General features: G+C 65.3%; 18 protein-coding genes. 1 reads left to right on the top strand and 17 read right to left on the bottom strand.

All coding sequences use genetic code 11. The features are described from left to right. Nucleotides 1–17 precede the first annotated feature (17 nt). Nucleotides 18–395, top strand: a complete 378-nt coding sequence (locus E3O11_RS14910) for an RNA-binding S4 domain-containing protein (RefSeq protein ID WP_092450597.1) — start codon at nt 18–20, stop codon at nt 393–395. Nucleotides 396–411: 16 nt separating this feature from the next. Here the strand turns inward: E3O11_RS14910 and csrA are convergent, their stop codons facing one another. From csrA to E3O11_RS14995, 17 genes are all read right to left on the bottom strand, one after another. Then, the gene (gene csrA / locus E3O11_RS18600; protein WP_092450599.1) at nt 412–765 is read right to left on the bottom strand and encodes a carbon storage regulator CsrA; all 354 of its coding nucleotides are present in this window, start codon (nt 763–765) and stop codon (nt 412–414) included. A gap of 16 nt (nt 766–781) precedes the next feature. Then, entirely contained in the window at nt 782–1,729 is a 948-nt protein-coding gene (locus tag E3O11_RS14920) for a hypothetical protein (protein ID WP_134495598.1), read from the bottom strand. After that, nucleotides 1,704–3,755: a flagellar biosynthesis protein FlhA gene (locus E3O11_RS14925; protein ID WP_092450603.1), complete on the bottom strand. Its 2,052-nt coding sequence runs from the start codon at nt 3,753–3,755 to the stop codon at nt 1,704–1,706. The genes E3O11_RS14920 and E3O11_RS14925 overlap by 26 nt, the downstream gene beginning before the upstream one ends. A gap of 1 nt (nt 3,756) precedes the next feature. Then, entirely contained in the window at nt 3,757–4,956 is a 1,200-nt protein-coding gene (locus E3O11_RS14930) for an EscU/YscU/HrcU family type III secretion system export apparatus switch protein (RefSeq protein WP_092450605.1), read from the bottom strand. Next, nucleotides 4,957–5,715 (bottom strand): flagellar biosynthetic protein FliR, encoded by a 759-nt coding sequence (locus tag E3O11_RS14935; RefSeq protein WP_092450607.1) that lies wholly within the window; start codon nt 5,713–5,715, stop codon nt 4,957–4,959. Further along, nucleotides 5,716–5,991 carry a flagellar biosynthesis protein FliQ gene (gene fliQ, locus E3O11_RS14940; RefSeq protein ID WP_092450609.1) on the bottom strand — a complete coding sequence of 92 codons (276 nt, stop codon included), beginning with the start codon at nt 5,989–5,991 and terminating at the stop codon, nt 5,716–5,718. Continuing rightward, complete coding sequence (gene fliP, locus E3O11_RS14945) at nt 5,988–6,794, bottom strand: flagellar type III secretion system pore protein FliP (RefSeq protein ID WP_092450746.1); 807 nt, start codon at nt 6,792–6,794, stop codon at nt 5,988–5,990. The genes fliQ and fliP overlap by 4 nt, the downstream gene beginning before the upstream one ends. Nucleotides 6,795–6,844: 50 nt before the next feature. Next, entirely contained in the window at nt 6,845–7,366 is a 522-nt protein-coding gene (locus E3O11_RS14950) for a FliO/MopB family protein (protein ID WP_092450611.1), read from the bottom strand. Nucleotides 7,367–7,369: 3 nt separating this feature from the next. Next, entirely contained in the window at nt 7,370–8,074 is a 705-nt protein-coding gene (gene fliN, locus E3O11_RS14955; protein WP_092450613.1) for a flagellar motor switch protein FliN, read from the bottom strand. Then, on the bottom strand, nt 8,071–8,982 hold the full coding sequence (locus E3O11_RS14960) for a flagellar motor switch protein FliM (protein WP_233195390.1): 912 nt from the start codon (nt 8,980–8,982) through the stop codon (nt 8,071–8,073). The genes fliN and E3O11_RS14960 overlap by 4 nt, the downstream gene beginning before the upstream one ends. 64 nt (nt 8,983–9,046) lie before the next feature. Continuing rightward, nucleotides 9,047–9,934, bottom strand: a complete 888-nt coding sequence (locus E3O11_RS14965; RefSeq protein WP_092450617.1) for an OmpA/MotB family protein — start codon at nt 9,932–9,934, stop codon at nt 9,047–9,049. After that, nucleotides 9,931–10,800, bottom strand: a complete 870-nt coding sequence (locus E3O11_RS14970) for a motility protein A (RefSeq protein WP_092450619.1) — start codon at nt 10,798–10,800, stop codon at nt 9,931–9,933. The genes E3O11_RS14965 and E3O11_RS14970 overlap by 4 nt, the downstream gene beginning before the upstream one ends. Beyond that, nucleotides 10,800–11,033, bottom strand: a complete 234-nt coding sequence (locus E3O11_RS14975; RefSeq protein WP_092450621.1) for a flagellar FlbD family protein — start codon at nt 11,031–11,033, stop codon at nt 10,800–10,802. The genes E3O11_RS14970 and E3O11_RS14975 overlap by 1 nt, the downstream gene beginning before the upstream one ends. A gap of 160 nt (nt 11,034–11,193) precedes the next feature. Next, nucleotides 11,194–12,120 (bottom strand): PDDEXK family nuclease, encoded by a 927-nt coding sequence (locus E3O11_RS14980; protein WP_092450623.1) that lies wholly within the window; start codon nt 12,118–12,120, stop codon nt 11,194–11,196. A gap of 300 nt (nt 12,121–12,420) precedes the next feature. Further along, nucleotides 12,421–13,608: a flagellar hook protein FlgE gene (locus E3O11_RS14985; RefSeq protein ID WP_092450625.1), complete on the bottom strand. Its 1,188-nt coding sequence runs from the start codon at nt 13,606–13,608 to the stop codon at nt 12,421–12,423. 56 nt (nt 13,609–13,664) lie between these two features. Further along, nucleotides 13,665–14,090, bottom strand: coding sequence for a flagellar hook assembly protein FlgD (locus tag E3O11_RS14990; protein WP_092450627.1), 426 nt, complete (start codon nt 14,088–14,090; stop codon nt 13,665–13,667). 15 nt (nt 14,091–14,105) lie between these two features. After that, nucleotides 14,106–14,840 (bottom strand): flagellar hook-length control protein FliK (locus E3O11_RS14995; RefSeq protein ID WP_134495602.1); only part of this gene is annotated, 735 nt, incomplete at its 5' end.

The following is a 14,840-nucleotide window of genomic DNA, read 5'->3' on the forward strand; positions in this document are numbered from 1 at the left end:
CCAGCTAGAGTCGTGTGATGGAGCTTACTTCTGCCCGGGTCGACAGCTGGAGCTGGGGCGTTCGCCTGTTCAAGACGCGGTCCATGGCCACGACCGCCTGCCGCGCTGGGCACGTCAAGGTCAACGGTGACAAGGCCAAGGCCGCGCAGGCGCTGCATATCGGCGACGAGGTACGCGTTCGCACGGCCGGATTCGACCGGGTGCTGATCGTGTCGCGCCTCGTGGTCAAGCGGGTCGGGGCCTCGCTCGCCGCCGAGTGTTACGTCGACCACACTCCCCCACCGCCGCCGCGCGAGGAGGTCGCGCTGGTGCCGATGCGAGATCGCGGCGCCGGGCGGCCGACCAAGCGCGAGCGCCGGGAAATCGACGAGCTGCGCGGGCACATCACCGAGTGACCCGCAGGGGCGACGGCTATGGCTGCGCGGGCGGCTGGGCTGCCACGGGTACTGCGGCCGCTGCTGGCACGGCCGGGGATTGCGGCGGCTTGGGCCGCGCCTCGGCCTGGGACTGATGTGACTGCGCCGATTGCAGCGCAGCGAGCATGCCGAGCGACCGTTTAATGCGGTCTTCGGCGTTCTCGTCGACGTGGCTCGCCGCCATGTTGGCCTCGATGACCGCACGCAGCACCTCGTCACGCTGAATCTTCACCCCGCGCGGGGCGTCGATTCCGATGCGCACGCTGTCTCCGCGCGCGTCGAGCACGGTGACGACGATGTCGTCACCGATGAGGATTTTCTCCCCGGGTTTGCGTGTCAGGACCAGCATTGTTCCAGCCTATCCTTTAGGCCTGCCCCGGACGTGCCGCCCGTCGCCCACTCGGCGGCGCGGCTACGCGGCCGTCCATCCATTCCACCGGAAGCCCGAACGATTCAACGGAGGTCGGTGAGGTCGTGAAGTGTCGGCCGATGGCCGCGACCGCGTCGATCGGAACGACCGCGTTGACCATGTTCACCCAGCGCGTGCTGTCCTCGCTCTTGCGCCCGGCATCCACGACAACCCAGATCTGGTCGGCGCCGATCGCCTCGAGGTCGGCCGCACGGGCCTCCGCGTCGGAGGCCGGGTCGATGCCGAAGGCGATAAAGGCGCTGCAGCCCGTTTCGACCCCGCGGGCACGGGCCGCGCGGGCGCTGCGCCGGTCATCCACTCGATCGGCACCGACGACGGTACCGCTGGTGAACACGTCACCACCCCCGGCGAGCCGCTGCATCAGTCGCGCAATGGTGACCGGGTCCTCGCCAAGACCAAGAATCAGTACGAGGTCTCCCGGCCGGGTGAGCGGCGCGGGAACCGCGAGGGTGCTGACCCGGCTGGGGCCGGACGTTGACGGGGCCCCGCCGCCCTCGTACCCGGCGCCGGCCGGCAGCCCTGAAGGCAGCGTCGTCGCAAACGTCAGCTCGTCCATGAGGGCCGCGAAGCCGTCCGAAGCCGTTGACAGCTGCGGAGCGGTGCGGGCAATTTCGTATTCGGCATCGTCGGCGTCGTCCAGCAGCGCGGCGATTCCGAGGCGTTTGTTCAGGTCGAGCCCGGAATGGGCCGCGCGTCGTTGCGACTCCGGCGCGGGCACCTCGACGGTGACTTCATAGTGTTGGCGTGCGAAGAAGCCGCGGATGCCGCCGACGGTCACCCGTTCGGCCGCGATAATGACCGCGTGCCGACCGTGCACGAGCAGGACCCGCTCCTGCACCTCGCGCAGGGTCGGTCCCTTAAGCAGAAATCGAGTCGGTTCCACGAACCACACCTACCGTCTCAATGGTGACGTTCGCGGAGGTGACTTCCTGGTAGGACAGCACCGGAAGTCCGCCGGTCTGGGTCGAGACCAGCCGGCGGATGGCCGGGCGCAGTGCCGGAGCACAGACCAGCACGGCCGACAGTCCACTCGCTTCGACCGTGGCGACCGACGCTCGCACCGAGGAGAGCACCGCTTCGATTCGGGCCGGGTCCATCAGAATCTGGGTTCCCTGATCGGAGGGACGCATCCCCTCGAGCATGCTCTGCTCCAGGGCCGGCTCGATCATGATCACACGCAGTACGGAGCCATCGAGGTACTGCGCCGTCAGCGCCGGTCCGAGAGCCATGCGCGCCGCCTCGATCAAACCTTCCGGGTCATTCGAAGTTTTCGCGCGCAGGGACAGGGCCTCGTAGATGCGGGGCAGGTCGTTGATCGGGATCTGCTCGATCAGCAGTCCCTGGAGTACCCGCTGCACCTCGGCGAGGGACAGCAGGCCGGGAATCAGATCGTCGACCGATGAGGGGTTGACCTGCTTGACGCCGTCGGTGAGTACCCGCACATCTTCGCGGGTGAGTAGCCGGGCCGCGTTGATCGTGATGATCGAGGACAGATGGGTCACCACGACGGACACCCGGTCGATCACGGTGGCGCCGGTCATCTCGGCGCTGTGCCGCATCTCGCTCGGCACCCATTTGCCGGCCAGTCCAAAGACAGGCTCCACGGTTTCTGTGCCGGGCAGGGTGTCGAGAAAGTCACCGAGCGCGAGTACCTTGCCGGCCGGGGCGATTCCGCGGCCGTATTCGACGCCGGCGATGCGAATGACATAGGTCGACGACGGCAGGTCGACGCTGTCCCTGGTGCGCACCGGCGGCACGACGACACCGAGATCCATGGCGATTTTGCGCCGCAGTCCGCGCACCCGGGCGAGCAGGTCGTCCGAGGCGCCCGAGACAATATCGACGAGGTCGGGGGCGAGCATGATCTCCAACGCGTGCACCCGCATCTGCTCGATCAGGTCCTCGGTCGTGTCGGTCTTGGCCACGCTCTTCTCCGCCGCTTCACTCGCGGCGGCGGTGGCGACGTTACTCGCCTCACGAACCTTCAGCCGTTGCGCCACCACGATGAGGGTTCCACCGACGATCAGGAACGGCAGCACCGGCATGCCAGGAATGATCGCCATCAGAATGGCAGCGCCGCCGGCGATGACCAGGGCCACGCGCGACTGCGTCAGCTGAGCGGATGCCGTCGACCCGATGTCGGTCTCCGCATTGGACCGGGTCACGATCATACCGGTGGAGACGGCCATCAGGAGTGCGGGAATCTGGGTGACCAGGCCGTCACCGATGGTGAGCAACGCGTAGGTGTTCAACGCGTCGCCGATTTCCATGCCGCGCTGCAACATGCCGATGGCGATGCCACCGACCAGGTTGATGATGATGATGATGAGGCCGGCGATGGCGTCACCCTTGACGAACTTCGACGCACCGTCCATGGCGCCGTAGAAGTCGGCTTCGGCGGAGACCTCGGCGCGGCGGGCCTTGGCCTCGGCGTCGGTGATCAGGCCGGCACTGAGGTCGGCGTCGATCGCCATCTGCTTGCCGGGCATGGCATCGAGGGTGAATCGGGCGCCCACCTCGGCCACGCGCTCGGCACCCTTGGTAACCACGACGAACTGGATGACCACGAGGATGAGAAAGATGACCGAGCCGATGATGATCGAGCCGCCGACGGCGACGTGACCGAAGGCCTCGATAACCTGCCCGGCGTAGCCGTCGCCGAGCACCAGACGAGTGGATGCGACGTTGAGACCGAGTCGAAACAGGGTCGCCACCAGCAACAGCGATGGGAAGACGGAGAATTCCAGGGGCTTCTTGACGAACATGGTCGTAAGCAGGGTGACCAGGCCCAGCATGATATTGACGATGATGAGTATGTCGAGCATGATCGCCGGAATGGGGACGACCAGCAGCAAAATGATGCCGACCACGCCGACCGGAACGGCGAGCTTTGCGAGGTTCTTATTCACGTCAACGGCCTCCGGCTGTCTGGTTCTGGGTGGTCTGGTTCTGGGTGGTCTGGTTCTGGGTGGTCTGGGTGGTCTGGGTGGTCTGGGTTTGGCTTGAGGGCATCGGGCGGGCGCCGCCGAACGGCGAGGACATGGTGTGCACGCCGGCCCCGGTACTGCCGCGGGCTTTCAGGGCCATCACGAAGGCGAGGACCCGGGCCACGGCGTTGTACATATCGGCGGGAATCTCCTCGCCGATCTCGCAGGCCGCGTGCAGGGCTCGGGCCAGGGGAATGTCCTGCACGATCGGCACCCGGTCGGTGTCGGCCTGCTCACGAATGCGGGCGGCCACGTGGCCGAGTCCCTTGGCGATGACCCGCGGCGCTGACCGGCCCGGTTCGTACTTGAGCGCGACGGCGACGTGAGTCGGATTGACCAACACGACATCGGCATCCGCTACCGCAGAAATCATGCGGTTGCGGCTCATCATGATCTGACGAGACCGGCGCTGGGATTTGATCAGCGGGTCACCCTCGGCGGCTTTGTTCTCATCCTTGACCTCTTTCTTGGACATGCGGGTTTTCTTGCGGTTGCGCCGCATGACCACGAAGACGTCGGCGGCGGCGAGCACGAGACCGGCCACGACGGCGGCCTGCAGGAGTGCTGCCGCGCCGCCCGTCGCCGCGATCATAAGCTCCGACACAGGGAGTCCGCCCGCAGTCATCAGCACCGGCATGAGACCCTGAATGACCATGTACAGCACGAAGCCAACGACGGCGGTCTTGGCCAGAACCTTAACGCCTTCCCATAGTGCCTGGCCGCCGAAAACCCGCTTCATGCCGGTGATGACGTTGAACTGCTCGTATTTTCCCGTGAACTTCTTAAAGTGGATGCCGCCCTGCAGCGCCGCTCCGCCGAGCACTACCACCAGGACCACCACGAAGAACGGGGTCAGCACCTCGGCCATCGAGACCAGCCCGTTACCGAGCGCCTCCACCGCAACATCGGTGTCCGGGCTGGCGGTGAGGGTACCGATCATGAACATCTGGTCGGTGCCCGCGGCCGCGCCCCGCTCGATCGTGGTGGGCAGCATGAGGGCTGCCGCGCCGACGCCGAGCCAGGCCGTGATGTCCTGGGATTTGGAGAGCTGACCCTTCTCACGCACCTCCTTCATGCGCTTCGGGGTGGCTAGTTCGGTCTTTTCGCCGGAATCCTCAGCCATTTATTGCACCCCCATGAGTGCATCGAGCGCCTCGCCGGTGAGCGAGGACACGATCTGCGGAAGGGCGACGAATACGGTCGCCGCGAGAGTGAGGGTGATGAGAATCTTGAGGGGAAAACCGAGGGCGAAGGCGTTGAGGGCCGGGGCGACGCGAGTGAGCAAGCCGAGGCCTGCATCCGCTAGAAAAAGCACGACGAGCAGCGGGCCGGCGATCTGCACGGACGCGAGGAACATTTGGGTGACGGCGGCGATGAGCGCCTGCGCGGGGTCAGCGAAGTCGATGCCGCCGCCGAGCGGAATGGCGGTGAAGCTGCGGGCGAGGCCGCCGATAATGAGCTGGTAGGCGCCGGAGGCGAACATGAGGGCGAGGGCGGTCATCTGGAACAGCCGGGTGAACTGGGCGCCGTTGACCATGGACTGTGGGTCGAAGCCCTGGGCCATCTGGAATCCACTGAACATGTCGATCAGGCCTCCGGCGGACTGCACGGCAGCGAAGACGAGGTAGACCAGAAAGCCGAGCAGCGCGCCGACCACGATTTCGAGCACGAGGGCGCCCATGAACCCCGCCGTATTTTGCGACACGTAGCCATCGGCGACGCGCGGCGACATGGCCAGGGCGAACGCGACCGCGAGCATGCCTTTAATACGGAGCGGAATGGCGTTGTAGGAGAACGGCGGCGCGATGACGATGAACGCCACCATGCGCACACCGGACAGCATGACCGCTTCGATCCAGGCGTAGTTGAGAACGAATTCCACTCAGCCACCGCCGAGGAGGGAGGGGATCTTCTCGAACATCTGATTGGTGAAGGCCACGGACTCGGAAATCATCCAGTGCCCGCAGATCAGCAGCGCGAAGGCGACCGCAATGGCCTTGGGCACGAAGGAGAGCGTGACTTCCTGAATCTGGGTGATCGACTGCAGCAGCGAGATGGCAAAGCCGACGACGAGGGCCGTGATGAGCATCGGCGCCGAGAGCTTGGCGGCGAGAATGAGGGCCTGCAGGCCGATGTCGAGAACCGCGTTGGTATTCATATGACCATCTGGTAACTGCCGATGAGCGAGGTGATGATGAGTCCCCAACCGTCGACGAGAATGAACAGCAAAATTTTGAAGGGCAGCGAGATCATGACCGGCGGGAGCATCATCATGCCCATGGACATGAGAGCGGCCGAGACCACGATGTCGATGACCAGGAACGGGATGAAGATGACGAAGCCGATAATGAAGGCGGCGCGCAGCTCGGAGATCATGAACGCCGGGATGAGCGTCAACAGCGTCACATCGTCGGGGCTGTCCGGATTCGGCTGATCGGCTGCCCGGGTCATCAGCGCGAGGTCTTCACCGCGGGTGTTGGCCATCATGAATTGACGCAGCGGCTCGGAGCCGAGGTTGAGGGCGTCGGTGAAGGTCATGGTGCCGTCGAGGTAGGGCTGCAGAGCGACACTGTTAATGTCGGTGAGCACCGGCGACATGATGAACAGCGACAGGAACAGGGCCAGTCCGGCGAGCACCTGGTTCGGCGGAATCGACGGCAGGGCCAGCGCGTTGCGGGTCATCGCGAGCACGACGAATATCTTGGTGAAACTCGTCATCATGAGCAGCAACGCCGGGGCCACCGAGAGCAACGTGATTCCGAGCAGCGTGACGATGGCCGAGGACGGCGCGCCGTTGGGACCGTTGATGTCGACGCTCAGGCCGCCACCGCCGCTGTCGTTGGGGTTGGTCGGGTCGGTGGGCTCGGTCGGATCGGTCGGGTCGACCGTCACGGCGTGGGAGGCGTGAGCGCCCAGCCAGAGGAAGACGGCCGTGAGCACGATCACGAAGAGAATCAGGATGCCGACGCGCGCGACGTTGCCAGGGTTGGTCGACCGCCGGAGTGCGGTGCTCACCGGCCGTTCCGAAGGGCGGCGGCGGTCTGGGTCCAGGTGGCCGGGGACAGGATCGAGCCGGCCAGGCGGGAGGGCGGTGTGGTTTTCGGTGCCGGCGTGCCCTTGCGGCGCGGGCGGAACGCGAGGGTCGGCGCGAGGGTGTCGTCCGACGCGGCCGAGTCGAGGGATCGGGCGAAAATGGCGGCGGAGGCTTGGGCTGATGACTGGGCTGGGACGGTGGTGGTGTCGGTGAGTGTGGCGACGGCATCCGCTTCACCGGCATCGTCGATGGAGGCCGGGCTGCCGTGCAGCACGCTGACGGCGTGCTCGGTGACGCCGAGAATGAGTCGCTGGCCGTCAACGTCGACGACGACAACGGATGCCTTCTGGCCGACGTTGGCGCGGCCGACCACTGTGACGAGGTTTGCTGAGAGCTTGGCCCGACCACCCTTGACCAGGCGGCGCTGCAGGTACCAGAGCAACCCGAACACCACGCCGAGCGAGAGGACGACCCGCAGGGCGACGATGAGGGTATCCATGTACTAGAGGCCTTCGACGACGTCGAGAATCTGGGTGATGCGTACGGCGTAGTCCTGGTCGACAACGACGATTTCGCCGTGGGCGATGAGACGGCCATTGAGCAGAATATCGGCGGGGGCGCCGGCGGAACGGTCGAGTTCGATGACGGCGCCGGGTTCGAGCGAGAGCACGTCGCGAACGGCCATGCGAGTGCGGCCGATCTCCACGGTCAGGGTCATTTCGACGTTGTTAATGCGACCGAGGTTGCCGAGAACGGCCTTATTGATCGTGGCCGATCCCCCGCTGATGGTGCCGTTGGAGCGCAGACGAATCGCGAACCAGCCGGTCACGACGCCGCCGGCGCTGAGCTCGAACACCTGGGTGTCGTCAGCGAGAAAGAGGGTAGAGGCGTCTTCGACGCGGGAATCGCCGAGCACACCGATGCCGAGCACGCTCGCCGCATTTTCCAGAGCGGGCCGCAGCACGTCCTGGCTGGAGACGAGTGACGGGGCTGCGCCGGACGCGGCGTCGAGCGAGGACGCATCCATGAGCACGACGGCCAAATCGGCGGAGCTGGACCCGACGAAGGAAGCAACCACGCTGGAGCCGAACCGGGCGGTCAGTGCTGCGCTGCCACTGTGCGCGGTGGCGTGCAGGGGCACGGCCGTGGGAAGAACGCGCAGGAGTGCGTCGACGGCGGCTTCGGAGACTGACTGGTTGGAGATCATGGGGTGCTTTCTTCGGTGTCGATGACGATGCAGGCGAGGCGGGAGCCGTTGGCTCCGACGGCAGCCCGGGCCAGGGCCTGGTCTCCGACGGCGAGATCAAGCGGGCGATGCTTGGGGTGCGGGATGGGGAGCACGTCGCCGACCATGAGGGAGAGAATTCTGCTGGGCAACACTCGGGCCGGGGTCAGCCGCAGTGCAACATCGACCGGAACGGCAGCGAGCTGTGCCTGCAGGTATTCGGCCGAGTTCGTGGTGATGCGCATGGGGTTGGCCTCTCCAAGCTGCGGCATGAGTGCCGCGGCGGGGATGGCCAGTGTCGCGGTCGTCGTGTTGCGTTCGATGCGAATCGAAAAGGTCGCGACGATCATCAGGTCAGCCGGGGCCGCAGCCTGAGCGAACTGCGAGTTGTACTGGATGCCATCGACGGTGAAGTCATTGACCAGCAGCGGGCCGAACGAGTAGCGCAGATCTTCGAGCGCCTCGGTCATCATCTGGCGCATGAGTGCGAGTTCGATCGGGGTGAAGTTGCGCCCGGCCGGAATCACCTGAGAACCGTTGCCGCCGAGCATGTGGTTCACCCAGGTCAGTCCGGTCACCGTCGGCAGCTGTATGACCGACTTGGCTTCCAGAGCAGAGATCGTGCAGAGCACCATGGCCGTCTTGGGCGGCAGCGATCCGGCATATTCGTCGTAGGTCTGCATCAGCACCTGATCACAGGTGATCGTGCAGAGCGCACGAACCCGCGCGGTGATCTGAGTGCCCCACTGGCGGGCAAATGTCTCGAAGGCGAGTTCAAGGACGCGGGCATGATCGCGCGCCAATGTCGTCGGCCGGCGGAAGTCATACAACTCCACCGACTTCACCGCCTTAATGGGCGCACCTGTTTGAATCTGTTCCTGGACCGTCACGTTTGCACTATCGGCCGTGCGGGCCAAAATGTAAGAAGTTGAGCAAAAATCGCTTAAAGGATGCCTAATGCCCTGATGTGGCGGGAGCGTTGTCTTCCGTTTCGCCGGCATCCGTCGAGGTTTCGCTGGTGTCCTGCGACAACGTGCCATCGACGGCCGCGGGAATCAGATCTCGCACGCTATCGGGCAGGGTGGAGAGCAGCACAATATCGACGCGACGGTTCTGGGCCATCTCCGAGAGACTGCTTCCCTGGGACACCGGCCGGGCCGACCCGTAGCCGACGGCGCCGATAAGGGCGGGATCGACGCCACCCTGCTCTACCAGACGCCGAAGCACCTGGGTTGCCCGCCCGGAGGAGAGCTCCCAGTCGGTGGCGAAGGTCGCCGACTGTCCGTGCTTGTCGGCATGGCCTTCGACGGATATCTGTAGTGCGGAGTGGACGATGGCCGGTGCGGCAGCATCCAGCACGGCCACGGCAACGGCGCTAAGCGCGGTGCTGTCCGGGGCGAAGAAGGAGTCTGTTCCGACCAGCCCCATGGTCAGCCCACGCTCGTCGATAAAGAATTCCACCCGCTCAGCCATACCGGCGGCCGACAGGTTGGCATTGATGCTTTCTTCGGTCGCTTTCAATGAGGCAACCTCAGCCACGGCCTGTTGGGCATCGGTGAGGGTCTTGTCGATGAACCCCTCGGCCACGTCGTCGATCATTTCGGCGGGGACGACGACGCCTTCAGCGGTGTCGATGCTGCCGACCTCGACGGCGCCGAAACCGGTGGCGAGCGAATTGGCGAGCTTTTCAAACTTGCCCTGGTCGACCGTTGACATGGCAAACAGCACGATGAACATACACATCAGTACGGTGACCATGTCCATGTACGAGGCCATCCACCGCTCGTCGTGGAACTCGGGCTCGTCGTCGTGGCTCTTGCGTCTACGTCCGCGCGCGCTCATGCTGCTTCGGCGTTGTCTTCAGCCGCGGACTTCTTGCCCTTGGACTTCGTTTTGATTTTGCCGGCGGGCACCTCGCCCGCCGCTCCAGCAGCTTTCGCCTTCGCCTCACCCTTGGGCAGGTCTTCGAGCGGAACCATGGCACGCAGGCGTTCGCCGAGCAGACGCGGCTGACTGCCGGCTTGCACGGCGAGAACTCCCTCCATCAGGAGCGTGAGGCGGTCGATTTCGATGTCCGACAGGCGGCGCAACCGCGCGCCAATGGGAAGCCAGAGGAAGTTGGCCGAGAGCAAGCCCCACAGGGTGGCGACGAACGCGGTGGCGATCATTGGTCCGAGGGTCTCGGGGGTGGACAGGTTCTCCAGCACGTGAGTCAGCGACACGACGGTACCGACGATGCCGACGGTCGGGGCGTAGCCGCCGAGGCTCGTAAAGAACTTCGAGGCGCTTCGCCCAGATCTAGCCTTGGTGGCGATTTCGTCTTCGAGCTGCATGCGCAGCTCGTCACCGTCGGTGCCATCGGCAATGCTCTGCAGGGCGCCACGCAAAAACGGGTCCGACACGTTGTCGGCTTCCTGCTCGAGGGCTAGCAGACCCGATTTGCGGGCGGTCTCGGCGATGCCGACCACCTGGTCGATAACCTGCACCGGCGGTATGGTCTTGCCTCGAAACGCTCCGGGGAGCGCCTTGAATGCGGTGATGCTGTCTCGCACCGTTCCGCCAGCGATACCGACGGCGATGGTCGCTCCAAAGACAAGGATCATCGGGGCGGGAAGAAGAATGGACATCACCGACGCGTGCTCGAGGGTGATCATGGCAACGAGCGAGCCGAAGGCCAGCGCGATACCGATCAGTGTTGCAGGATCCACTAGATGGCCCGTGGGCCCCGCGGCAGGTCACTGGCCGTCGGGTCATAGGCGAGGGCAATGACGTGAGCCCGATAGCTCGCGATCTTTTCGATGACTTCGTCCATGGATTCGGTCACGATGAAGTTGGCGCCATCGACCATGACGAGCGTCGTATCCGGGTTGGCGTGGATACGTTCGATCAGGTCGGGATTGATCGCAAAGTGGCTCTCATTCAGCCGCGTGAGTACGATCATGAGCTCTTCCCTGGTTTCTGACACCCCCCAGACGAGGTGTCAACGGCTACTGTCGGTCATTGCGCGACTGGCGTTAGGTCGCTTAGGTGCCGTGTCCCGCAGCATCCGTTCAGCGGACATCTTCGGTGGGTGCGCGCCCCCGATCACCCACCGAAGTCGTCTACTGAACGGCTCGGGGAGACCCGAGCCACCCGCGACGGTGCAGGTTGCGGGCGATCCGCGCCACGAGCGCAGCCTCGTGTCGCAGGTCCTCGGCATTGACTCGCGTCACGTGAAACCCCTCGGACTCCAGGTCGGCGGTGCGGGTGAGATCTCGGCGCCACTGCAGCTGGTCGGTTCGATGCTGGTCGCCCTCATACTCGAGGAGCTCGCCGTAGTCCTTGAAGTACAGGTCCGCGCGCGCCAGGAACCGTCCGGAGGCGGAGAAGACGTTCTCGTTGACCAGTGGGCGCGGCAGACCGTTCGTCACCACGACGACCCGCAGCTCAGACTCCGGCGAGGATTCGGCGCGGTCGCTCAGCAGCAGGAGAGCCTTGTGCAGGAGCAGCTTTCCGCGCCGATGGCCGTCGACGGCGCGGGCGAGTTCGTCGAAGGTGGCCAGGGGCGATTCCCAGTGGATCAGAAAGTCGCCCACCGCGACCAGCTGGCGCAGGTTCAGGGTGTCAGCGAGATCGCACCAAGTGCGTGCCGGGCTCGTGATGCTGAGGCCGAACCAGTCGATCAGGTCGGTGTCGTGCACTGCCAAGGAGTGTCCGGTGACGCCGTTCAGCCGCAGGGCGCGGCCGGGCAGCGGAACACCCACGTGCAGGGAGGTGGAAACGCCGGAGCGATGGAGCGGGAGCGGTGCACCCAGCAGCAGGGCTGCCGTGTCGTGACTGAAGAAGCTGCCCACCGGCATACGTGTGGCGAGGGCGGAGCACCGGGTGCGCACGCTCAGCGAAACGGATGCCGGTGTGCGCACGCCCCAGAATGGGCGGGCCAGGTCGCTGGCGCGCATGCGCCCGGTGGAGAGCCCGTTTTCCATGCCGCGAGCCACGGAAAAGGGGTGGGTTTGCAGGTGCGGCGGGAGGTTGCGGCGTTCGGTCACGACAAGAGGATGACGCATCCCGTGCTCGCCCGTTGAGGTTATGCACAGGCTTGGGCTGAGTGGACAACTTTGTGGGGTGCGCGCGGTCCGGAACCGCCCGAAGTTGTCCACTGAGTACGCGACGGCGACAGCCTGGGCAGCCCCAGGTCCCAGGGCCCACAGTTGAGTGGACAAGATTGTGGGGTGCGAGCGGGCCAGGACCCCACGAAGTTGTCCACTGAGACTGAGGGCAGGGGAAAAGGGGGGCACCCGTCGGAATTGGGAGGGTGCCCCCCCTTTTTTGGGCCGCCGGAGGCGGGGTTAGCGCTTCAGGTTGGTGAGCTCCTGCAGGACCTCGTCGGAGGTGGTGATGATGCGGGCATTGGCCTGGAAGCCACGCTGCGCGACGATGAGGTTGGTGAACTCCTGCGACAGGTCGACGTTCGACATTTCGAGGGCGCCGCTCGAGAGCGAGCCGAGGCCGTTGGTGCCAGCGGTACCAATGGTCGGGTCTCCCGAGTTGAACGTGGCACGGTAGGCCGAGCCGCCGGCCTTCTCCAGTCCGCCCGGGTTGACGAAGTTGGCGAGGGCGATGCGGCCGATGGCGAGCTGCTCACCGTTGCTGAACAGCCCGACCAGTGTTCCGTCGGCACTGAGCGTGTAGGAGTTGAGGGTTCCGGCGGCGTTGCCATCGTCCGCAGCGCCGGAGACGCTGGTGAGGCCGGCGAAGCCCTTGATTTCGCCCAAGTCGATGTCGATGGTGCCGTTGCTTGTATCGCCAGTGAAGTCAAAGGTTCCGGCGACGCCGGTGGACGTCAAGGAAGCCGCGTAACCGGTACTCGCCTCTGCCACATCCCAGCCATCCGTTCCAGCGGCAGAGTCGAATACCCGGGTGAAAGTGAGTGTCACGGTGCTCGATGCGCCAAGGGCATCGAAGACCTCGAAGTCGCGGGTAAGTTCCGTGTCCTCTTCTGCATCCGAGGGCAGATTGCCGCCGAAGGATGCGCCCGTCGTCTTGGTAGCCCCGATGATCGCACCGACCGGCAGCGTGATATTGCTCGTCGGGCCGCCGTCGGCGACAACGCCGTTGTTCGCGCCCCAGCCCTGCACGATGGAACCGTCGGGCGTGACCAAGCGGCCGGCGGAGTCGAAGTCGAACGAGCCGGCGCGGGTGTAGAGGGTTTCGCCGCCCATCTTGGTGATGAACAGTCCGTCGCCGGAGATCAGCAGGTCGGTGGACTTGCCGGTGGCCTGCGAGGAACCCTGGGAGAAGTTCGTGGAGATGCCCGCAACCTGCACGCCGAGCCCGATCTGGGCCGGGTTGGTGCCACCGACCTCGCCCTGCGGAGCGCCGGCGCCGGAAGTCAGCTGCGAGAGCGTGTCCTGAAACTGAGCGGCCGAGGCCTTGAAACCAGTGGTGTTGACGTTGGCGATGTTGTTGCCGGTGACGTCGAGCATGGCCTGGTGCGAACGAAGACCAGAGATGCCGGAGTAGAGAGAACGAAGCATGAGAATGTGCCTTTCAAGAAAGCGAACGAGGATAAAAAAGTGGGGGTGGAGCGAAGCTAGGAGGAGGAAGCGGCCGTGGTGACCCCGGAGACAGCGTCAAGGGCGATCGACTTGCCGCCGATCGTGACCTGCGGAACCGCGTCCTTGAACGAGACAGAGGAAGCGATTCCGGTAGCCTCGGTGCCGTCATACATCGTGTAGGTGACGGTTTGGCCGACGAGCGCGGCGGCGGATGAGCGCATCTGCAGCGAGAAGCTCTCCTGGCTGGCCGTGGCCATCTCGGTGATTTTCTCCATCATCGCCAGCTGGGTGGTCTGGGCGATCATCTGGTTGGTGTCCATCGGCGAGGAGGGGTCCTGGTTCTGCAGCTGGGTGACCAGCAGATTCATGAACACCTCCGAGTCCATCGACTGGCTCGGAGTACGGGTGCTCGCGCCGGAATACAACCCGGCGGTTGTGGCTGCTACTGCGTCTACTGGCATGGTTGGTCTCTCTTTCTAAGCCATTACGTCGATGGTCGACGCGGATCCGAATGTGAAGGGGAGAAGCGGTTGCTCGCCGTTAGGAATGTCGGGCTCGCGCGCCAGCAGGTTTCTGGGCGATTGCTCGGGCCGGGGCTGCTTGGTACCCCGCGAATCTCCGGCCAGATCCCCCGCCTGGTTCTGCGACGAGAGATCGAGTTGCGCACTCAGTCCCCCGCCGGCCAGGTCGCGGCGCAGGTCGGGCATAATAGCGCGCAGTGCTTCGCGGGCCAGATCGGTGGGAGCGAACAGCTCCACCCGAATATTGTCGGGCGATACGTGAGCACGCACGGTGACCGGGCCGAGGTTGTCGGGGTTCACGGTGATGGTCAGCGTGTGCTGGCCGGGTGCCAGATTGGCCAGCGAGAACAGTGGCTTGGCGATCTGCGCGGCCAAAGGCACCGGCACAGCGGATGCGACGGGCGCGGGTGCCGCGACCGGCGTCAGGCTGGCCGCGGGTACGGTCGGCGCGGCGAGGCCGGGCGTCGGGGACGGAGCTGCGGCATCCGTTGTGACGATGCGCACGGCGCCGAGCTTCGGGCCGCGACCGGCTTCGTTTGCTACGGCTGTCAGGAACGTGGCTGCCGCAGCGGCGGCAGCGTTCGGTGCCTGCGCTCCGGCCGCCCCTGCGGGCGCGCCCGATGCGGTCGGCGCGATGACTGCGGCGGCGGCGCTGCCCGAGGACGCCGTGGCGCCGGTGCCGACGCCGGA

Origin of the sequence: Cryobacterium levicorallinum (assembly GCF_004402405.1) — a bacterium.
Lineage (GTDB): Bacteria > Actinomycetota > Actinomycetes > Actinomycetales > Microbacteriaceae > Cryobacterium > Cryobacterium levicorallinum.